23 protein-coding genes are annotated in these 19352 nt (G+C 36.4%); 5 read left to right on the plus strand and 18 right to left on the minus strand.

Annotated elements, in window-relative coordinates; all coding sequences use genetic code 11:
- Positions 1–118: 118 nt before the first annotated feature.
- On the plus strand, positions 119–1348 hold the full coding sequence (locus FFS26_RS14545; protein ID WP_110009279.1) for an aminotransferase class I/II-fold pyridoxal phosphate-dependent enzyme: 1230 nt from the start codon (positions 119–121) through the stop codon (positions 1346–1348).
- Between the two features lie 199 nt (positions 1349–1547).
- On the opposite strand, the gene FFS26_RS14550 is transcribed toward FFS26_RS14545, so the two are convergent.
- Positions 1548–2552, minus strand: a complete 1005-nt coding sequence (locus FFS26_RS14550) for a glycosyltransferase (RefSeq protein WP_110009278.1) — start codon at positions 2550–2552, stop codon at positions 1548–1550.
- 208 nt (positions 2553–2760) lie between these two features.
- Between FFS26_RS14550 and FFS26_RS14555 the strand changes: the two genes are divergently transcribed.
- Positions 2761–3774, plus strand: coding sequence for an SDR family NAD(P)-dependent oxidoreductase (locus FFS26_RS14555; RefSeq protein ID WP_110009277.1), 1014 nt, complete (start codon positions 2761–2763; stop codon positions 3772–3774).
- A 39-nt stretch (positions 3775–3813) separates the two neighbouring features.
- Entirely contained in the window at positions 3814–4620 is an 807-nt protein-coding gene (locus FFS26_RS14560; protein WP_137905365.1) for an AraC family transcriptional regulator, read from the plus strand.
- Between the two features lie 68 nt (positions 4621–4688).
- Here the strand turns inward: FFS26_RS14560 and FFS26_RS22545 are convergent, their stop codons facing one another.
- Positions 4689–4856, minus strand: a complete 168-nt coding sequence (locus tag FFS26_RS22545) for a hypothetical protein (protein ID WP_171006319.1) — start codon at positions 4854–4856, stop codon at positions 4689–4691.
- A 17-nt stretch (positions 4857–4873) separates the two neighbouring features.
- Positions 4874–6040, minus strand: a complete 1167-nt coding sequence (locus tag FFS26_RS14565; RefSeq protein WP_110009275.1) for a class I SAM-dependent RNA methyltransferase — start codon at positions 6038–6040, stop codon at positions 4874–4876.
- Positions 6041–6266: 226 nt separating this feature from the next.
- Between FFS26_RS14565 and FFS26_RS14570 the strand changes: the two genes are divergently transcribed.
- Positions 6267–7409, plus strand: coding sequence for a tyrosine-type recombinase/integrase (locus tag FFS26_RS14570; RefSeq protein ID WP_137905366.1), 1143 nt, complete (start codon positions 6267–6269; stop codon positions 7407–7409).
- Positions 7410–7421: 12 nt separating this feature from the next.
- On the opposite strand, the gene FFS26_RS14575 is transcribed toward FFS26_RS14570, so the two are convergent.
- The 8 genes from FFS26_RS14575 to FFS26_RS14610 form a co-directional block, all read right to left on the minus strand.
- On the minus strand, positions 7422–7790 hold the full coding sequence (locus tag FFS26_RS14575; RefSeq protein ID WP_137905367.1) for a hypothetical protein: 369 nt from the start codon (positions 7788–7790) through the stop codon (positions 7422–7424).
- 2 nt (positions 7791–7792) lie between these two features.
- Complete coding sequence (locus FFS26_RS14580) at positions 7793–8428, minus strand: SOS response-associated peptidase family protein (RefSeq protein WP_137905368.1); 636 nt, start codon at positions 8426–8428, stop codon at positions 7793–7795.
- A 42-nt stretch (positions 8429–8470) separates the two neighbouring features.
- A complete protein-coding gene (locus FFS26_RS14585) occupies positions 8471–9727 on the minus strand; it encodes a Y-family DNA polymerase (protein ID WP_137905369.1) in 1257 nt (418 codons plus the stop codon).
- The gene (locus FFS26_RS14590) at positions 9724–10197 is read right to left on the minus strand and encodes a LexA family protein (RefSeq protein ID WP_137905370.1); all 474 of its coding nucleotides are present in this window, start codon (positions 10195–10197) and stop codon (positions 9724–9726) included. The genes FFS26_RS14585 and FFS26_RS14590 overlap by 4 nt, the downstream gene beginning before the upstream one ends.
- Positions 10198–10659: 462 nt before the next feature.
- Positions 10660–10959: a hypothetical protein gene (locus FFS26_RS14595; RefSeq protein WP_137905371.1), complete on the minus strand. Its 300-nt coding sequence runs from the start codon at positions 10957–10959 to the stop codon at positions 10660–10662.
- Positions 10960–10979: 20 nt separating this feature from the next.
- Positions 10980–11273, minus strand: coding sequence for a hypothetical protein (locus FFS26_RS14600; protein WP_137905372.1), 294 nt, complete (start codon positions 11271–11273; stop codon positions 10980–10982).
- A 6-nt stretch (positions 11274–11279) separates the two neighbouring features.
- Positions 11280–11678: a hypothetical protein gene (locus tag FFS26_RS14605; RefSeq protein ID WP_137905373.1), complete on the minus strand. Its 399-nt coding sequence runs from the start codon at positions 11676–11678 to the stop codon at positions 11280–11282.
- 3 nt (positions 11679–11681) lie between these two features.
- The gene (locus tag FFS26_RS14610) at positions 11682–11873 is read right to left on the minus strand and encodes a hypothetical protein (protein WP_137905374.1); all 192 of its coding nucleotides are present in this window, start codon (positions 11871–11873) and stop codon (positions 11682–11684) included.
- Between the two features lie 286 nt (positions 11874–12159).
- Here FFS26_RS14610 and FFS26_RS14615 point away from each other — a divergent pair, with 286 nt between their 5' ends.
- Positions 12160–12372 (plus strand): hypothetical protein, encoded by a 213-nt coding sequence (locus FFS26_RS14615; RefSeq protein WP_126654133.1) that lies wholly within the window; start codon positions 12160–12162, stop codon positions 12370–12372.
- Positions 12373–12400: 28 nt separating this feature from the next.
- On the opposite strand, the gene FFS26_RS14620 is transcribed toward FFS26_RS14615, so the two are convergent.
- The 7 genes from FFS26_RS14620 to FFS26_RS14645 form a co-directional block, all read right to left on the minus strand.
- Positions 12401–12907 carry a glycoside hydrolase family 19 protein gene (locus tag FFS26_RS14620; protein WP_137905375.1) on the minus strand — a complete coding sequence of 169 codons (507 nt, stop codon included), beginning with the start codon at positions 12905–12907 and terminating at the stop codon, positions 12401–12403.
- Entirely contained in the window at positions 12904–13053 is a 150-nt protein-coding gene (locus tag FFS26_RS22550) for a hypothetical protein (protein ID WP_171006320.1), read from the minus strand. The genes FFS26_RS14620 and FFS26_RS22550 overlap by 4 nt, the downstream gene beginning before the upstream one ends.
- Positions 13054–13063: 10 nt before the next feature.
- On the minus strand, positions 13064–13531 hold the full coding sequence (locus FFS26_RS14625; RefSeq protein WP_171006321.1) for a hypothetical protein: 468 nt from the start codon (positions 13529–13531) through the stop codon (positions 13064–13066).
- On the minus strand, positions 13434–13862 hold the full coding sequence (locus tag FFS26_RS14630) for a hypothetical protein (protein ID WP_137905377.1): 429 nt from the start codon (positions 13860–13862) through the stop codon (positions 13434–13436). Before FFS26_RS14630 ends, FFS26_RS14625 begins: the two co-directional genes overlap by 98 nt.
- Positions 13849–14172, minus strand: coding sequence for a hypothetical protein (locus FFS26_RS14635; protein ID WP_137905378.1), 324 nt, complete (start codon positions 14170–14172; stop codon positions 13849–13851). The genes FFS26_RS14630 and FFS26_RS14635 overlap by 14 nt, the downstream gene beginning before the upstream one ends.
- 71 nt (positions 14173–14243) lie before the next feature.
- Positions 14244–17009 (minus strand): hypothetical protein, encoded by a 2766-nt coding sequence (locus FFS26_RS14640; protein WP_137905379.1) that lies wholly within the window; start codon positions 17007–17009, stop codon positions 14244–14246.
- A gap of 2 nt (positions 17010–17011) precedes the next feature.
- Complete coding sequence (locus FFS26_RS14645; protein ID WP_137905380.1) at positions 17012–19345, minus strand: SGNH/GDSL hydrolase family protein; 2334 nt, start codon at positions 19343–19345, stop codon at positions 17012–17014.
- Between the last annotated feature and the right edge of the window lie 7 nt (positions 19346–19352).

Raw genomic sequence — 19352 nt, forward strand, 5'->3', positions numbered from 1 at the left:
CTAAATATTTTTTCTAAATAAACAATATTTTACAGTTTTATATTCTATAAATTCAAATTTATATTGTAATAATTAACAATTTAATGCAAATTAGAACCATAAAATAAAAACAATATTTATGGAAAACTTTAACGCAGCCAATGAGATCCAGGATCTTCAGTATTTTGGTGAATTCGGGGGAGTGAATCCTTCTATCTCTGACAGCTCTACCTATACCTTCCTTTCTGCAAAGACAATGTTTGATACTTTCGAAGGCAATGCAGAAGGATGCTATCTGTATTCCAGACATTCATCACCGATGAATCTTTATCTGGCCCAGGCTCTTGCCAAGATGGAGAACACAGAATCTGCCAACGTTACAGCATCCGGAATGGGAGCAATAACTTCTGTTTTGATGCAGGTGTGCAAAAGTGGAGACCATATTATTTCAAGCCGGACTATCTACGGAGGAACCTATGCTTTTCTAAAAAATTTCTTCCCTCAGTTCAATGTAGCGACCACTTTTGTAGATATCAATAATTTTGAATCTATAGAAAAAGCAATTACTGCCGATACTAAAGTCATTTATTGTGAAAGTGTGAGCAATCCGCTGCTTGAAGTAGCAGACCTTAGAAAGCTTTCCGAAATCTGTAAGAAACACAACCTGAAACTGATTGTAGATAATACCTTCTCCCCTCTTTCAATTTCTCCAACATTATTCGGGGCTGACGTCGTGATTCACAGCCTCACAAAGTTCATCAACGGAAGCAGTGATACGGTAGGAGGAGTATATTGTGCCACTCAGGCATTTATTGATGATACCAAAAATGTCAATTCCGGAGCTTGTATGCTTCTTGGCCCAACCATGGACAGCTTACGATCTTCAAGTATCTTAAAAAATCTGAGAACATTACACATCAGAATCAAACAGCACAGCCACAATGCCATGTATCTGGCTGAAAGATTTGAAAAAGATGGTTTAAAAGTATCTTATCCGGGCTTGCCATCCCACAAAAACCATGAATTAATGAAAAGCATGATTCATGAAGAATACGGATACGGAGGATTACTGACTCTGGATGCCGGAACAACAGAAAAAGCAAACGAACTGATGGAACTGATGCAGACAGAAAACCTTGGTTATCTTGCTGTGAGCTTAGGGTTCTATAAGACCTTATTCTCATGCTCAGGAAAATCTACCTCATCTGAAATCCCTGAAAAAGAAAGAGCATCTATAGGAATTTCAGACGGACTGATCAGGTTCTCCATCGGTCTTGACCACGATATCAAAAGAACTTACCAAAAAATGAAGGAATGCATGCTGAAAGTTGGAGTTCTTAACCACCATGAAAACATTTCCATTTCCTAAATTTATTGTAAAAAGGCTGTTTCATTTGTGAGAAACAGCCTTTTTTATTTATCAATCTACCTGTTTTGATATTGATTAACAAATGTTATGTATAGTCTTTTATAGGTTTAGGCTAAAGCTTTTGGAAGATTTTATTTATTTTGATGAATGGGCTAAAGCCCCATTCCTATTGAATTTCTTTTACAGATAATCATCCCTGCTATTTCTTATAATAATGATGCGGAAAAGCATCCTCGGGCTTCATTCTGAAAACATTCAGCAAAATCCAGGACTTTAAGAATCCGTATCCGTAAGAAAACATCTGAATATAAGTGGAAATAACTGCCATTCCGGCAATACTGATATTTTTTGTCAGTAATAAAGCGTGAAACAACACCAAAAAGGTGTACAATCCATAAAAGGCAAGGATGATTCCTCTTCCCATAATAAAATACTCCAGAAAGCCCATCACATATCCCAGCATAAATAAAGTAGGAAAAGCAAAGGAAATCTTTACATAGTTCGGGTGTCTCTGGTTAAGAATCGGTCTTGCACAGCCAAATTGGTAAACCTGTTTGGAGAATTTCCCAAAATCAACCCTGCGTTTATGATAAACTGCAATATCATCAAAAAAAGCAGTAGTAAAACCATTTTCCCATAGGGTCATGGAAAGATCCGGGTCTTCACCAATTCTCATTTCGGAAAATCCGCCTACTTTTTTAAAGACTTCTTTTTTCACTCCCATATTAAAACTTCTGGGCTGAAATTTCGAAACCGCTTTCTTACTTCCCCTTATTCCTCCGGTTGTAAATACAGACGTCATGGAATAGGAAATAGCTTTCTGCATCAGATTAAATCCTTTATGCGCTTTATCAGCCCCGCCAAACGCATCACAAGAAATGGTCAGGATATCGTTTTTAATATGCTCAATATAATCTTTTTCAACAATGACATCACTGTCTACAAATACCAGCCATTCGTTAGCGGCTCTTGCCGCACCGTAATTTCTTGTCAGTCCCGGTCCTGAATTATCTTTTCTGAAATATTTAATATCCAACCCCTGTTCAAAGTTTTTGATAGTAGGTTTCAGATCGATCAGAGAACCGTCATCCACGATAATAATCTCAAACTCCTTATCTGTTTGTTGAGTAAGAGAAGTCAGCAACTCAAAAAGTTCATCTTTCCGGTTGTAAATGGCAACGACAATAGAAATAGTAGGCTTCAAATTGAAAATTTTTCAAAATTACTTATTCGCAGAACAACCTACAAACAGTTTAACAGCTTATTCAGAGAAATTAACGATGTTACCTTGTATTCTTCTCACTGTATGCATTTGACCAATGAAATTCTGAACCAAGTAATTTGGCATTTTAAACAAAATAAACGTCCGGAATCCCTACTAATTTTGCTATAGAAATTTAAACCAACAAAAAATGGAACCAATTATCAGCACATTACAGCAACCCGTTCAGTCAGGCTTTAATGCTTATTCAACAGCACAGGAAGTTATTCAGGGAATTGATCTTACCGGAAAAACAGTGATCATTACCGGTGGCTATGCAGGAATCGGTCTTGAAACTACAAAAGTACTTACTTCAGCCGGAGCCCATGTCATTATTCCTGCAAGAGATATTGAAAAGGCAGGAAAAAATCTTACAGGAATTGAAAATATCGAACTTGAAAAAATGGATCTGATGGATCCGGCATCCATTGATGCCTTTGCAGAAAGATTTGTCTCATCAGGCAGAAAACTGGATCTTCTTATTAATAATGCCGGGATTATGTGGGTACCACTCCGCAGGGACAGCAGAGGTTTTGAATCACAGCTGGCGACCAATTATCTTGGACAGTTCCATCTCACCTCAAAATTATGGCCGGCTCTGAAAAAAGCAAATGGAGCAAGGGTTATCAGTGTTTCTTCGTATGGACATCAGATGGCTCCTTTTAATTTTGAAGACCCCAACTTTGAGGAAAGAGATTACGATACCCTTTCCGGATACGGACAATCCAAAACAGCTTGTAATCTGTTTGCCGTAGAACTCGATGAAAAAGGAAAAGAATTCGATATCAGAGCTTATTCTCTCCATCCCGGTTCTGTATATGGTACTGATCTGGGCAGAGAAGAACCTGTTGAGCTTTTTAAACAGCTTGGAACGCATGACGAAAACGGAAATATAAAACCTGAAGTTGAAGCACGATTAAAAACAATTCCACAAGGGGCTGCTACTACAGTCTGGTGTGCTGTGACGCCTCAACTTAACGGAATTGGCGGAGTATATTGTGAAAACTGTGATATTGCAGAGGTAGACAGGGGGCAAATTGAGCACAGATTTGATGAACCAGCTACTATTCGTGGAATACAACCCTATTCTATCGACAAAAACAATGCTGAGCGCTTATGGAAATTAAGCGAAGAAATGCTGGGGTTTAAATTTGATACCAAATAACTGTTTTTTAAATACATTTGTAATGAAAAACTTTTGACAATGGATTTCCAGATACAATACCTCACGCCGGATATCAAACTTTCCAGTTATGATGACAAGCTCTTCAAAACGGAAACAGTTTTTGAATACCATATGCTCGTTTGGTTCATATCAGGAGAAACGAAAATTATCCAGGCAGATAAAACCTATGTTTTCAAAGCTGGAGATATTTTCCTGATTCCAAGAAACCATCTTGCCACGATTATCAATTATCCTAAAGACGGACTTCCGCATAAAGCTGTAGTCATGCATCTTACCACAGAACGGCTGAAGAATTTTTATAGCTCTGTTGATTATGAAAGGAAAAACGGACATCGGGAATCCAGCATTCACAGTTTCAGCAGCCATCCGCTTCTGAACAGCTGTCTTGCGTCGCTCATACCTTATTTTGAAATGGAAGGTCCGCTTCCTGAGAATATTGCCCATTTAAAAATCACTGAAGCTATCAGTATTGTAAGGGAAATTGATCCGGATATAGATTACATACTCGCCGATTTTGATGAGCCGGGAAAAGTAGATCTGATCAATTTTATGGAAAAAAATTATATGTTCAATATGCCATTGGAACGGTTCGGATATCTGACAGGAAGGAGTTTATCTACTTTCAACCGGGATTTCAGAAAGATTTTTCAGACAACTCCACAGCGGTGGCTTACTCAAAAGCGTCTTGAACTGGCCTATTATCATTTGTCAGAAAAAAATAAAAAGCCTTCCGATGTTTTTCTGGAAGTAGGTTTTGAAGACCTGTCGCATTTTTCGCATGCCTTTAAAAAACAGTATGGCTTTGCGCCTTCACTGGCACGATAAAAACAAAAAGGTTGTACTAATCTGTACAACCTTTTATTATTTCAATTAAACTTATAATGTATGACAAGTTAATTTTTCTTTGGAATATCTGTATCTTTTAACTGCTTCTTTTGAGATATCACATTATGATTTAGAGCTTTTCGTTCAGGTTTTGAAGGTGATGATTTTGATCCGGAACCAAGCAGACCAAATAAATCAAGAACCACATCAAATATATCTAAAAAATTCCAGGACATTTCAATCTCAGAGTTTATTACTTCTTATCTTCCAGTTTATGTACCTTTTTCGTTCCTTCATACATTTCATACTGCAAAAATCTTGTTTCCAGTTTTCCGTTGAAAAGTTTGATCTTTCTTGAAGGACGTAAACCGATTTTCTTCACCGCTTCCAGATCGGAAGAGATCAGCCATGCTAAGGTATTTGGATAATGGGTTTTAAAGGTATCTCCGATTTTCTTGTAGAAATCATCATCATTGATGGAAATTCTCTCATCGTATGGCGGATTGAATACCATTAATAAAGGGAACATATCTTTTTTAGAATCAAAGAAGTTTTGTTTTTTAATCTCAATCACATCTTCCATTTCCGCTGCTTCCACGTTCATTCTTGCCGCATTCAGCATTCTTGCATCGATGTCATATCCAACAATTTTTCCATCAAATTGTCTTACTCTGTTAATTCTGAATTCTTTAATTTTTGCAAACAAGTCTGCATCATAGTTATTCCAGTTCTGGAATCCGAACCTTTTTCTGAAAATCTGAGCCGGAAGATCCATTGCAATCATTGCTGCTTCAATCAATAATGTTCCTGAACCGCACATCGGATCAAGGAAATTACCTTTTCCGTCCCAGCCTGCCAGCTGAAGCATTCCGCTTGCCAATACTTCGTTGATAGGCGCTTCTCCCTGCTCTCTTCTGTACCCTCTTTTAAACAAAGGATCTCCTGAAGAATCCATGGAAATCATCACCAGTTCCCTGTCAATATGAAGATGGAATTTGATATCCGGATTTCTCGTTTCTACATTAGGCCGTCTTTTGAATTTTTCCTGGAAATAATCCACGATCGCATCCTTCATTTTTAAGGTCACAAACTGAGAATGCTTGAACGTTTCAGAATTGACCGTAGCATCGATAGAGAAAGACTGATCTACATCCATGAAATTATCCCATTCAAATTTGAATAACCTGTCATAGAACTGATGCTGATTAAAAGCTTTGAATTCATGAATCGGCACCAGGATTTTCAATGCTGTTCTCGCAGAGTAATTGATTTTATAAAGAAAACCAAGATCCCCTTCACAATTTACCGCTCTGTTTTTAATTTCAACATTTCTTCCGCCCAATTTTTTGATTTCTTCCGCCAGAATCTGCTCCAATCCGAAGAATGTCTTTATCTGTATTTTAATATTTTCTGTATCCATAAGTATGTATTAAAAGATTTAAAGCTTTAAAAATTAAAAGATTAACCACCCAATTTCTTATTCAATTGAATTTTTCAATCTCTTAATGTTGTAAAATACTTTGCTTTTAACCGCACAAATTTAGTTATTTTTTACCTTTAGATCTAACATGCGTATTTTCAAGTTTTTCGAATGTTTTATTTTTTGTATAGTAAAAAATAGTAAATTAACACTCTAATATTAAATCATGAAAAAAATAGAAGTTCGTATTTTCTCTTCTCAAAACCTTAATGAAAAATGGTATGTCTATTTGTATACCGATGGCAAAATTATTAAAAAAATATATAAGGGCTTGAATTTAGGACAAACATTTGAAGAAAGAATGTTTAAAGCTGAAGTGTTAAAGGCTACGTTGGAAAAAGAAATCAGCGGAGGATGGAATCCAAAAGCAAAAAAGAACATTGTTAAATACAATCTTCATGAAGCCCTTGAATTTGGTCTTGAAAAGAAAAAGTCGACTTTGAGTGCCGGATCTTTTAAAGAATATTCAATTACAGTTGGTCTTTTAAAAACTTATTGTACAAAACTGGGTTATGATAAGCTTAATATTAACGACTGTGATAGATTTCATATTAAAACTCTTTTAGATGCTGCTAAAAATGAAAGAGAATGGTCAGCAAGAAATTATAATAAGGTTCTTAGAAACATAAGCTCTATATTTGCTGAGCTTGTTGAATGGGAAATTATTTCTTCATCTCCGACACGGGACATTCGGGCTATTAAAGAATCTGAAAACGGCCAATATGATTTGATGACCGAAAGCGAACATCAAAAAGTATTCTCGCACCTGAAGGACCTACACTTGAATTATTATATTTTCTGCTCCGTAGTTTACTATATGGGTATTCGACCGGGCGAACTGGTAAAGCTAAAATGCAGTGATGTAATATTGGAAAAAGAAGTGATTGTGGTTAGTTCTAAAAATTCAAAAAACAATAAAACTCGTGTAGTGCCCATCATTGGTACTATCAAAACACTCATTAAAAATTTTGATTTGTCTAATCCTGACTATTATCTATTTGGAGCTAACACCAGTAGTAGGACTCCCGGACTTGTTGAAAATTACTTTTGCCCAAATCCATTTCAGGTCAAAAGAAAATACCCCACTGATTTATGGAGGCGAATAGTAATTAAAGATTTGAAAGTAAATAAAAAATTATATTCTTTAAAACATAAAGGCGGTAGTGACAAGCTAAAAGCAGGACTGGATTTAAAAGCCGTAAGTTCAATATTTGGACATTCTTCCGAAAAGATAACTGAGATTTACGCAAACTTCATCAATGACATTAGATTCGATGAAGCGAAAAAAATTAATCTGAAGGAATATTAAATTAAGGCGTAGCTAAAATGTTACGCCTTTTTCTTTTAGTTCCAAAATTCTTCTCTCCACAATATCCTCGGTTAATTCCTCATGATATACATGGTGCCAGACATAATGTAGGTAATTGAAAATGTCTTCATCAACTAATGCAGAAAGAAAAACATAAAGATCCCTGCGGTCTTCGTCCTCAAAATAATCCTCGTCAAACTCAAATATTGTATCTGCTGATATTTCCCACCGTTCCCGAAAGTAGCCATCAAATTCAATGTTTTTATCGGCTGCAGCTCCACGGATTAAATTCATGGCGTCATCGTAGAAGTTTACCATGTCGTCTGGATCATCTTCTATGTAGTTTGCGAGAAGCTGAAATATGTATTTGTCATCTTCCATGGCTAAAATAATGAAGGTGGTGGTAATTTATGCGGTTCCAAGTTTACTGCAACGAGTGCTGGATCATAAGCCGGAAAAACAAACTCTTCTATCGGTTCGTCCTTCAAAAATCTATCAGCCATTCTCGCATCCAAACAAATAGGCATTCTTAATTTAGAATTGTGGATTACAGACATGAGTTCGTTTGCTGCTGTAGTAACAATGCCCACTCCTATTTCTTTATTTTCCCAAACATCAAAGAATCCGGCTAAATATAAATGATCGGCATCTTTCCATAAAACTTCATGTTTTACTTTTGCCGGGGTTTTCTTTCCGGGAATTATTACATGTTGAAAATCGTAGAATCCGGATATAGGAACAACGCAGCGGTTATGCTCAAACTTCTTGTAAAATGTATGTGTTTTTTCAGCAGTTAGATTTAATCCTTTAGCTGGTTTATCTTTTGGTATTTCTGAATAAAGTCCCCATGTTCCGTGGGTGATCTTTCGACCATTATGTTCTAAAACGATTGGCATTGCTGGCCTGGTGAATGCTGAAATAGTTTCCTCCTGTACATATCCACTCTCATAATTTTCCGCATCCAACTCTTCAGCGATCTTTTTGAGATCAACTTTTTTATTGTTGAATGAGTAACACATAGAATAATTTTAATTGAAAAGATACAAAAAGCGTACAAATTATTACGCCTTCAAAATAATAGAGTCATAAAAGCTTGTTGAATAGCGTTGAGACAAGTGTTTTTGATCCATTTTCCAGGTTCTCTGAATATCCTGTGAAGCCAGCTTTATCTTTTGTTTTCCGAGGCGATTATTCATTAAATCCATTGCATTCATGAGCGGTTTATGCTTTTCATGAAAATCCTGATCAAACATACTTGTTATTCTTTCAGTTTCCGGAACGAATGTACTTGTGATCACCCCTGCTTTGCGGTACTTTGGGCCATTAATAAATATTTTATCCAGCGCTTTTTTAGCATACTTGGAAATATCTATTGATGAATTACTTGGATTTGGAAGCGTTACCGTGAATGAATCTGAATATTGAACCTGATTCTGCTTGAATCGGTCTGTCATGATAAATACCGTAACATGCCTGCAGCATGATTTCTGCTCCCGGAGCTTCCGGGCACATTCCGCCGCGAAAGTTGAAATTCTTTCATGTACGTAATCATATTCAGCGTGTCCGGTATCGAATGTTCTTGTAGTTGAGATCATCTTTTTAGGTTCAGGGATACTCATAGTATACTGAGCTTCTCCCAGAAGTTCCTTTTTCATCCTTACCCCTAATATTCCCATTTCATTACGCAGGAAATCATCCTGAAACTGTGTAAAATCCCAAGCAGAATGAGCACCATAATTTTTAAATCGCTCATGATACCTACGGCCGATACCCCAAATATCCTCCAGCGGAAACCATTTTAATGCTGCTTCCAGTTTTTTGTGAGTATCTATCATATAAACAGATCCTGTTTTTTCCGGAAACTTCTTTGCGATTTTATTGGCGACTTTTGCCAGCGTTTTAGATGGTGCCATACCAATACTTGTTGGAAGGTCTAAACCCTGCAACACATCCCTGCGTAAATCAACCATCTTTTTATATTGGTCCATATATCCATCAAGGAAAAGAAATGATTCGTCAATAGAATACACTTCAATATCATTGCAGTATCTACGGGTTATCTGCACTACTCTATTGCTTATATCTCCATATAAAACAAAGTTTGCAGAACACACAACAAGACCGTGTGATTTCTCAAAATGTTTTAGCTTAAAGTATGGTTCACCCATCGGGATCCCCAACGCCTTAGCCTCGTTACTTCTGGCAATTGCACAACCATCATTATTTGACAGAACAACTACCGGACGGCTTCGCCATTCGTAATTAAAGATTCTTTCGCATGATGCGTAGAAGTTGTTTCCGTCAATTAAAGCTATCATAATTTTCGCCAGTTTTTAAATGTCCATGTAACGACACCCCAGAGAAAAAATTCTGTTTCATCTGTGATGTCAAAATCTGAATATTCAACATTGGCTGATTCTAATTTAAGTTCTTTTATCTGGTTTCCGGCTCCATATCGTGGTCTGAACCGCTTAATAAAGAATTGATTCTCTATTATTGCCGCTACAAGATCATTTGGCCTGGCTTCAATGCCCTTCTGAATAAGACACCAATCTTCATTTAATATCCCTATATCCTTTAAGGAATCGCCCGAAACTCTTCCCGGGAAAGTTGTCACCGGATCTTTAACCAAAAGCTTTAAAAAGTCTATACTTTCATCCGGAAAATCCAGCGCGGCACTAGGAAAAGCACCATAACCGCCAGCGTGAAGTCTCTCTTCCAAAGGCGTCAAAACTATAGGCTCCGTACTTTCCAATGTAAATAACTCTAAATTTCCGATCGTTTTCATATCGCAAAGTTATATACTTTTTGAACCATTTTTTATCAAACCAATGTTAAAATTTCATGAGACAAAGCAAAACCCGCATGGCGACAGAACTTGACGCATTAAAAAGTTATCCACAAAAAAATTATAAATTATTAAAGGGATTCTAAAGAAATATTTCCCATGTAGTATTGATAAACAAGACACAGCATTGATACACACATCATAACAACTGGATAGATATAAAACATGTCACTTATCTGCTTTTCTTGATCATACTTGTTTTTCTCATTACTCAATGCGATTTGAAGAAGCCACAAAAGACCTAAAACAAACACTATGACTAGTGCAGGTGGATACATTGGTATTTTTTCAAGATCAAACATGCTTCAAATTTAAATAAAGTTTGAGATATACTATTATGGTTTTCCGTAAAAAATCCCCGGATCTCTCCGAGGATAAAACTAATAACCATGAAAACTCAAATTAATGAGTTGTATTGTAAATTTCGTTCGCTTTTTCGATTGCAAGCCTCTGTGCTTCGTTTCTTGTATTCTGATTCTTAACAATAAACAAATCTCCTGTAGCATTATCATTGATGTTACAACGATAAAAACCAGCCTTCATAGTTTCAATATAGATTCTTTTTTCATCAAGCCACTCTATTATTAAACCATTCTGTGACGCTGTATGTAATTTATCAAATAATTCTATAAGTTCGAAATCTTTAGAATATTCTTGAAGCCATATCCTAAAATCTTCTTTTGCTTTTCCTGTTAGTATCATATTCTTATATTTTGTGGAGACTACTCAGTGGGGTTAAATTGTAAATCTTTCGGTTCTTGTGGTAGTTGCATCCAGTGTGTGGGCAATAAATCTAATTCTAAAAATCCTCCCCCTTCTAAAGAATAATAAAACCATCGTATTTCAAATAATTCGTCTTCAGAAAGGTGTTTCGCGTACTCATCAACCATTGAATCTGGAAGACATTCGGCGTAATTGCCATAAAAACCTGAGAAAACTCCTGCATCCTCTCTAAATAATATTACATCTTGAAATTTTTCCGGTGGATTTGAGACCGGAATCCATTTATTTTCCATAGTCTACTATTTTATTCCTATAGCCTCTAAAGCGGAAGGGGTTAGTTCAAGCTCCCAACCATTATTTGCCAAACCTTCAATATCTTTGTACTTTTCAACAATGTACCTAAACTTACCTTCATTAAGCTTTGGCCCCCTTACAAACAATAACTTTTCTTTTGCCTGCCAATATTTAATGCATTCAGGTTTATTCTTATATTCAGGATCTGCAAACGTAAAATAAGGTTGAATCTCAATAATATTTCCCTCTTCATCACAAGGAACAAACATTGCCAGCGTCAATGGCTGTTTTAGGAATTCAGCGTAATTGAAAATTAATTTCAACGGTTTTACATAGTCTGTCTCAGACGTCGTTTTTCTTTTTTGTTCAAAAACAAAATCGGAAAGGGGGATAAGTTTTTTCATGCGTTATAATTTTTCAAGTTCTGCCTTTACTGATTCCCAAAATTTGACACTTTCCAACATCTCATTGAATACAGATTCATTGATAAGAAATTCTACGGCTTTAACAGCACAGGCAACAGCAGGATAATAATCCATTTTATAATGAGCTGAGAACATCTGTTCGTAGATTTCTATGGCTTTTTCTTTTGGTGTCATATTCAATGTTTATTAAGTACAAAATCATGCGCGTCATTTAAAATTAAATAACCGTTAATCATCGCCCAATTCTGGAAATTATTTGCTTCAAAATAATCACCTCCAAAAAGATCTAAAGCCAATCTTTGCTGTCCTTTTGGTTCTTTAAAGTATTCTTTGTGGAATTTATAAAATGCAAACTAGCTCATGGCTATTTTGTTTATGTTTCTTTTACAAATGTACATAATTTTATGTACATATACATATTTTTATGTACTTATTTTAAAATTATTTTTACCTTTGTTCTATGACAGTGAAAGAATATTTGAAGAATAATAAGGCAGTTAACGTTTCTGAAGTTGCTAAAATTATGTTTCCAAACAATGAAACGGCGGCAAATTACTTACTAAACAAACTTAACGATACCGCAAAACGTACCTTCACTAAAAAGGATGCAGAGAAAGCATTAAAGGCGTTGCAAAAACTTTATGGAAACATAAATGATCTAACCATTGAATAGAAAACCCCACGTAATTGCGGGGATATTTTTATTTAAAAACGGTCTTGTAGTACTTCAGCTTATTGTTTCGGTCTGTGAATCCATTAGCGTCACCGTACTGCTCAGTCAACTTCCCTTTATTGATAAGGTCAGAAATTGAATCTATTCTATCAAGATCTGCGTATTTGTTTAGATTATTTCGATTCCAGAACCAAATTGCTGAAGTCATTGCATCTGCTTCTCTTTCCAGCCACTCAGGGTTATTTACGTAATCAATTCCAGTTTCTTTTGATAAAATAGTGTAATTATACCTTCCGGTAATTTGAATGAATCCACGACCTTTAAATCGAAGCCCGTCACCCTTCTTAGTATTCCCTAGGTTTTTGCGTCCTTCATATTTTTGGAAATAAGAATCCGTCCCTACTTCTCGTAATCGGGTAAAGTTCATGCTCTCATGCGCTAATTGAGCGAAAAAATGCGCTTTTCTCAACGGAGTATTAATTCCATTTTTACTCAAAAGCGTTTTGTATTTATTTGATAGTTCTAATGCTGTCATTTCGTTTTATTTGTAATTGCTAAATATGCTTGCAAAGCCTTTAAATAATCATTCATAGCCTTTTCGCCCATTACTTTTATTCTATTCCTTTCTTCGGTTGTTAATCCATCAAAGGAGTTGGAAATGGATCTGTTGCTTGTTTTCATTTAATTCGCTTTAATTATTGTTCATCAAAATAAGTCCAGCTACTCCCAACACAGCGACTGAAAGACCGCCGATTTTAACACCACTCCAAAACCTTTTACGCTGTTTAATATCCGCTTCTTTCTTTACAACCTCCATTTGTGTCTGTAAATAAGAAATATCAATATTTAACTGCTTTTCTCGTTCTTCTGCTGCGATTTTATCCTGCTTTGAAATTTCCAGAACGGTTCCCATAGCCTCATCTTTTGCAGTCAATAAATTTTTACTGACAGTTAACGCTTTGTCTTGTTCATTGATTAGCTGGTTTGCGCTGGAAAGTGCTGATTCCGTTTTCTGAAGTCTTGTCTTTAAATATTCGTTTTGCTTCAGTCCTCGGTATACTTCAGGGATTTGTCCCTCCGGAATACTCCTTGTATTTGTATTTTGAGATAAAATCAAATTGCTCATTAATAGAAGCAGAATTAATGTGATCGCTTTCATTTTGTATATTTTTAAGGTCTAAAAAATTTTTATCATACATCGTTTTCATATTAAGAATACTATTGTTCATATTCTTAAAATTATCGTTTAGAATGCCAATACCAATGTTTTGCTGTTCTAAAACATTTCTAAAAGAATCGCTTTTGTTATTTGCTGCTTTTTCTCTTAGCTCTGATTGATATTTTGCATCATTTTGAGCTTCCTGGATCTTCCTTAATTCGGTAAGTTCTTTCTCATTACTTTCTTTAAATATATTACCTACTACAGAGGCAAAAACCGAGATAAGCAATACAACCAAAAAAGCGTATAATAAGTCTTTATTGATTTTCATTTTCGGAGTTTTTATCGTTAGATTCATCTTTATCGTCTATTTTAATTCCGGCCCGCTTTGCTGCAGTGTCGAATATTTTTAAATATCTCTTGTCCATCCAATCCGTCAAGTACTGTCCGGCAAATGCTACCATAGGCAGTGAAGGATTCCGCCACTCGCTCCAATTGAAGGCTTTTAAAAGCTCGGAGGCTACGTAAGTCAGGCATAGATTGATCAGTAAAACCGCCATCACATATGCAATACTTATCTTTTGCTTGTTCTTTATGTAAACAAAAGAAATGTAAGCCCCCGATCCTATCAGTACCGACATGACTAATGCGATTATCTCGCTGATATTGTAGTTTAGATTTTCCATTCATTTTTTAAAGATTATTTATTAATTTACGCTCCTATAAACAGTCCGTTTTGAAAGAAACAGATCGTTCCACCTATTGTTTTTTGCCCAGAAAATCCTTCAGCTAGTTGCCCTCCTAATGCTGGCACATATACTTTAAACCCTTTAAACCCATTGCCGCCGATATTATTTAAGAAAACATATCCATCATTAATAGTTAGTGCGTTATTGTTACCCTGTGGACCTGTTGCACTAAGTTCTAAGGCTGTATTACCAACATTGTTTCCTGATGCCGATATTGATGCACCTGTATTTATTACATTACCGGCATCTTTGGAAGAATTAATGATGAAATTGCCTATGTACTGGCTATTGGGGTGTACATCATTTGAGATCATTAGCCCATCAACCAGATCACCATTACTGTTTACAGTTCCGAAAAGAATTTTCCCAGTGGTACTGGTTAACGTCGATGGTGTGATATACCATCCATCTACCCCACCAATTGTTCCGGTTTCGGCTTCAATCACGCCTTTTATGTTGGCATTCTGGGCTATCAATTTTCCATTCTGTAGAACTTTAAACACTGCATCATTCTTATGCGCATAATCCGCACCTGCACCAAACCGAATGCTTTCCGGACCTGCATCAGTTACAGAAGATATAAAAGCGTTTCTTTCGGTGTTATTTCCGACTTCAATTACTTGAGACATCAATAAGCCATTATCAATAGATGTGAAGCCATCTGAGCCATCAGTAAACTTGATTTTACCTTTTATTTCCTGCGTGTCCAGGTTTATTGTCATTTGACCGTCCAGTGACGAAATAATTCCGGTTCTGATTAAACCTCCATTAATTGTCGTTGTTCCAACGGTTATGGATAAAACCCTAACGCCATCGACAACGGAGTGAAGAATTCCAATCAGAAAGTAATAATCATTCGCGTCTGCGTCAAATTTGATCTGTTCCTGAGTGAAGACAATTGATCCTGTCTGATCTGTTTTTGAGCATTTACCATAAACGTATCTGAACTGATCATCTGGAATGGTTTCTACATTCTCAGGGATATTCCACTCTTTATCGAATGTTTGAGAGTAGATTATTCCCGGATTGACTTTGACTTTATTCTTATCATTTTCAAACATGACATAGAAAACAACACTGCAGCTGATCTGTTGACTTCGAGCACCAACTGAAATCATATTCGTTTCGATAGAATTCGGCCGTATGTTCTCAGGATTAAAGTAATCATCCGTATCAAATACAAGATTCTTAAGCTCTTCCGTCGTTTTAAGACCGAGTTTTGAATAATTGATCTGTCCTAAATTGGTAATCGATAAAACATTTTTAATTTCCTTAATTTGAAGTTCTACCTTCGAACTATATGCGATTTCATATGAATCTGCAATTACAATTTTTAGTCTAAAAGGATTGTAATCATAGGATTCAATAAAGCTATTCGTAATCTGGTTTACTCTTAAAACCTTGTCAATCCCAAGAACCGGATCATACACTTGAATATAGTCACCAATATCAAACTTCCCTACTCCAATTTTTTCCATGTAAGCCGGATCGACATTGAGATCATAAGAAACTTTAGCATTCTTGTTTAGCTCAAATTGTTCCAGTCCTTTCTGAAGAAGTTCATTCTCCGCATTGTCGATATAGGTTTTCGGCATTACAATATCCAGTAATACATATTCATCACCGACAGCAAATTGAAAAGCAGTTGACGCTTCATCCGGGAAACTTTGCCCCTGATCGTTTTTGAAAGGAATTATTTCAAAAGTCTTCGTTGTATGATTATACCCTCCTTTTTTAATCTCAAACTCATATCCGGCCAGATTACCTGTATTAAAATGCACTTTGGCAGAAGTTCCCGCAATTAGATACTTAGTCGTTACTCCATCAGCTTCCTTCTCGTTGAGATCGAAATCCATGGTGGAATCCGAGAACTTAAATTTAGTATCTCCTAAAGATGTAATCTTTCCGGTTCTGTGCGGGTAAATTTCGTCAAAAGTGATTGAGCCTTCTTTTAATCCAAAACCAGCAATTGATCCAGCATCTTCCAAATAATCCGCACCAGGTAATTTTAATCTCTTACTAAAATTCCGGTATTCATTTGGGATATTGTTCGTTCCGCCAAAAACATAAAGCCGGTTCACAATGTCGTTATCATCAACATTATTCCGGGATAGTGAGTATAGTCCTTTACCTTTTCCATACTCGAATTTTAACGGCACTTTCTTGCCGTAATCTCCGGTATGAATAACATACTTACCATTTTCGTACTTAATCCAAAAATCAGTCTTGAATTCGTTACAGATCTTCTGCATTGCTGAAAGGCAAGTGTCATCTCCGAAAGTGATTGTTTTGGTTTCACCGTTGGTAAAATTCCCGAGCTCCCAATTAGCAGAAAAACGCTTCATATTGTTTTTAATAGCCAGCAAGAAAACTTCAATAGTTCCAATCAAAGGAAATTCCAGATCCGGCCCGAATCCGGTAGCATCTGCATTAAAATATTTGCATCGCTGCATGTCGAACATAAGTCCCTGAGCGGTAATATTGTACTCGTATGAAGTATTGCTGTCCTTCACTAAGGACGGCAATGTATTGATACGATAAACAGAATCGAACAACACGAAATAATCATTGATCAGAATATCCAGCTTTTCCCGGGAATTCAGTTTAATCGAAACCGAATCATCCGAAAGCATAACACGGTTAAGCGTTGCTGATTCTACAGAACGTTTCCCTCGCTCAATCAAATTGAACAAGGGTGATCCGTTTCTGTATAGTGTTATATTATTCATTATTATTGACAATAATTGTAAAGAATATTATAGAAGAGCGTGTCAGCCATTTGCGCATAACCTGCCGCGATCGGGTGAACGTCGTCCGTATATACTTTTTTAGTTCCAGAATCTCTTTTGTTTACTGTTAAATCTGTTGTTGGATAAGCATTATCCGGGAAGAAAGTACCCATGTATGAAATATGCTCAACCCATGAAGAGTATGTCGGATCTAATGCAATCTTTTCATAGATTCTGGCAATTGTCATTACTCTTTGCATAGTGCTCATGTATGATTGTTGGCGCGTACTTGTCCCGTAATCTTTATAGATGTCAACAGGTGGAAGCTGCATTGAAATTAATTTCACGCGCACTCCTGATTTTTGCGACTTAATTAAATCTAGCCACTGCCTTGCGAATGCTTCAATTTGTGTCGGCGTGTAGGTAAATACATCATTCCATCCAAGTTGGCAAAGAATAATTAAATTGCTGGCGGTAGAGTTGACTCCAGTGAAATTATTCTGAGTAAGATAATATCCTAAATCAAACTTTACAGCACCAGAAATTCCAGTGTTCCAAAATGCATTCGTAGCACCAGATTTTGATGCAAGGTTTAAATAGTCTGAGAACGACCACCCTCCACGGCCTTCATGCTTTATCACTTGATCCCCAATGGTTCCGATGAAATTAATATTTGTCAATGCTAAGGCGGCCGGCGCGGTTGCAGGTGTTAAATTATATCCTACCCCTGTTAATCTTCTGGAAAGCTCGTTTACAATCGCTCCTTCAATACCACTATTAACAGTGCCCTTAACCGTCGAATCGCCAAAGTGCATAAAATACAAGGCTGATGAAGGTGAGTTTGCATTAACACCTACTTTAATATTTACATAACCTAAGATTGTGTATATACCGTTTGGCTGTCTTTGCCTCACTGGGATTTGCACATCTGCTGTAGGAATTATTCTAATGAAGTCTTCATTCCCGTTGGGCGAATTAAAAAAAGTATCTCTCGAATAATCCTTAGGATGCTTATTTACAAAACCATTAAGGTTTAGAGATATAGCCTCACCTGCTTTAGCCCATGTTTTAGATGGGAAAAAAGAATCATTAACAAAAGTTTTTGCAATTGCATTTATATCTACTCTGCTTTGGTCGAAATGCGTTGATGTTAGTCTTTGTACATCACCTACATTTGCGCGCGCCGATGCAATAACGAAATCAACACCTGCAGGAACTGTTATTTCCTTGTCTGTAAAAGTTCCCTGTGCTGACAAAGAAACTACTGGATTCAATTTTGAATCATAGCCCCATATTGGATAAACAGCTGCTGAAGTAATTCCTGTGTATAATATCTTTTGATCTTTTGTAACCGGTAATGGTGGTGTTAATTTCCATGAAGTACTGCCAAGGACTAAACCTCCTGAACTATTTAAATACCCTGAAATAGAATTAGCAAATGCATCATCGGAAATTACTAATTTATTTAACTCAGTAATTTTTTCGAGATTCCTAACAGCTTCCGTTGCAATAAATCCTGTTTTAGATATTGAAAATTCGCCAGAATAGGAGCTTGCAGAATTTGTTCTTATCTTTCTGGTTCCTGGAGAAAGATCCGATACTTTTACTAAATAAGATGTTGAGTTTAGGTTATAATATCCTAGATATTTGCCATCAATATCAAAACAATAAATTTCAGCAGCAGCTGAAGAAGATGAAACAGCCGATCCTTTACGTAAAATTGTATCAGTTGCAACAACATCAATTAAATCTGATAAAAGCCAGTTTGTCGATGAAGTAAGGGTCGGAACTTGGCCAACTGTTGATGTCTTTGCAATATAATTTGTAGAAGTAGAGAATATAATATTTTGCTGTCCAGATTTTAAATTTTCAAGACTGTCATATACAACACCTCCACTGACAGAATTCGGGTCATCCTTAATTACTGATCCAGTTGGAGATGCTACAGGCATCTTTACTTCTGACTTCGTCCAGGTTGTCCCCTTTTTATAGAACATTGTGTCATACCCCGTCTTTGCTCTCAAATTTCCAGCATTTGGATATATTTTGCCCCAGTCAGCAGTGCTACTTGGATCAGTTGGTTTATCATCTTCGGAAGACACCGACGGCTTATATGTTCCATCTTCTGTTGGCGCCGGATCTGTTGGTGTAATGCTTCCTTTAAAATTAGAAACTATCATTTCCTGAACCTCTCCCTTAAGTTCATTTAAATCACTTTGAACTTGTTCCTTGGTTGGAGCATTTCCAACAAGTCCATCTTTGTCAATTGTTGCTATATTCTTAGGCGTAATACTATCTACGACGCTTATTGTCACTTGTCCTTCTAAAACTCCCATTATCTTA

The sequence above is a fragment of the Chryseobacterium sp. 2VB genome, assembly GCF_005503635.1.
In the GTDB taxonomy this organism is placed as follows: domain Bacteria; phylum Bacteroidota; class Bacteroidia; order Flavobacteriales; family Weeksellaceae; genus Chryseobacterium; species Chryseobacterium cupriresistens.

Excerpts from the sequence above, each read along its gene's own strand:
- FFS26_RS14625 (WP_171006321.1), bottom strand. The coding sequence starts at position 13,531 with ATGAAAGCGATCACATTAATTCTGCTTCTATTAATGAGCAATTTGATT.
- FFS26_RS14570 (WP_137905366.1), top strand. The coding sequence starts at position 6,267 with ATGAAAAAAATAGAAGTTCGTATTTTCTCTTCTCAAAACCTTAATGAA.
- FFS26_RS14640 (WP_137905379.1), bottom strand. The coding sequence starts at position 17,009 with ATGAATAATATAACACTATACAGAAACGGATCACCCTTGTTCAATTTG.
- FFS26_RS14590 (WP_137905370.1), bottom strand. The coding sequence starts at position 10,197 with ATGAAAACGATCGGAAATTTAGAGTTATTTACATTGGAAAGTACGGAG.
- FFS26_RS22545 (WP_171006319.1), bottom strand. The coding sequence starts at position 4,856 with ATGTCCTGGAATTTTTTAGATATATTTGATGTGGTTCTTGATTTATTT.
- FFS26_RS14615 (WP_126654133.1), top strand. The coding sequence starts at position 12,160 with ATGACAGTGAAAGAATATTTGAAGAATAATAAGGCAGTTAACGTTTCT.
- FFS26_RS14565 (WP_110009275.1), bottom strand. The coding sequence starts at position 6,040 with ATGGATACAGAAAATATTAAAATACAGATAAAGACATTCTTCGGATTG.
- FFS26_RS14580 (WP_137905368.1), bottom strand. The coding sequence starts at position 8,428 with ATGTGTTACTCATTCAACAATAAAAAAGTTGATCTCAAAAAGATCGCT.
- FFS26_RS14575 (WP_137905367.1), bottom strand. The coding sequence starts at position 7,790 with ATGGAAGATGACAAATACATATTTCAGCTTCTCGCAAACTACATAGAA.
- FFS26_RS14630 (WP_137905377.1), bottom strand. The coding sequence starts at position 13,862 with ATGAAAATCAATAAAGACTTATTATACGCTTTTTTGGTTGTATTGCTT.
- FFS26_RS14555 (WP_110009277.1), top strand. The coding sequence starts at position 2,761 with ATGGAACCAATTATCAGCACATTACAGCAACCCGTTCAGTCAGGCTTT.
- FFS26_RS14600 (WP_137905372.1), bottom strand. The coding sequence starts at position 11,273 with ATGGAAAATAAATGGATTCCGGTCTCAAATCCACCGGAAAAATTTCAA.
- FFS26_RS14585 (WP_137905369.1), bottom strand. The coding sequence starts at position 9,727 with ATGATAGCTTTAATTGACGGAAACAACTTCTACGCATCATGCGAAAGA.
- FFS26_RS14605 (WP_137905373.1), bottom strand. The coding sequence starts at position 11,678 with ATGAAAAAACTTATCCCCCTTTCCGATTTTGTTTTTGAACAAAAAAGA.
- FFS26_RS14620 (WP_137905375.1), bottom strand. The coding sequence starts at position 12,907 with ATGACAGCATTAGAACTATCAAATAAATACAAAACGCTTTTGAGTAAA.
- FFS26_RS14560 (WP_137905365.1), top strand. The coding sequence starts at position 3,814 with ATGGATTTCCAGATACAATACCTCACGCCGGATATCAAACTTTCCAGT.
- FFS26_RS14645 (WP_137905380.1), bottom strand. The coding sequence starts at position 19,345 with ATGGGAGTTTTAGAAGGACAAGTGACAATAAGCGTCGTAGATAGTATT.
- FFS26_RS14595 (WP_137905371.1), bottom strand. The coding sequence starts at position 10,959 with ATGATACTAACAGGAAAAGCAAAAGAAGATTTTAGGATATGGCTTCAA.
- FFS26_RS14635 (WP_137905378.1), bottom strand. The coding sequence starts at position 14,172 with ATGTCGGTACTGATAGGATCGGGGGCTTACATTTCTTTTGTTTACATA.
- FFS26_RS14610 (WP_137905374.1), bottom strand. The coding sequence starts at position 11,873 with ATGACACCAAAAGAAAAAGCCATAGAAATCTACGAACAGATGTTCTCA.
- FFS26_RS14545 (WP_110009279.1), top strand. The coding sequence starts at position 119 with ATGGAAAACTTTAACGCAGCCAATGAGATCCAGGATCTTCAGTATTTT.
- FFS26_RS22550 (WP_171006320.1), bottom strand. The coding sequence starts at position 13,053 with ATGAAAACAAGCAACAGATCCATTTCCAACTCCTTTGATGGATTAACA.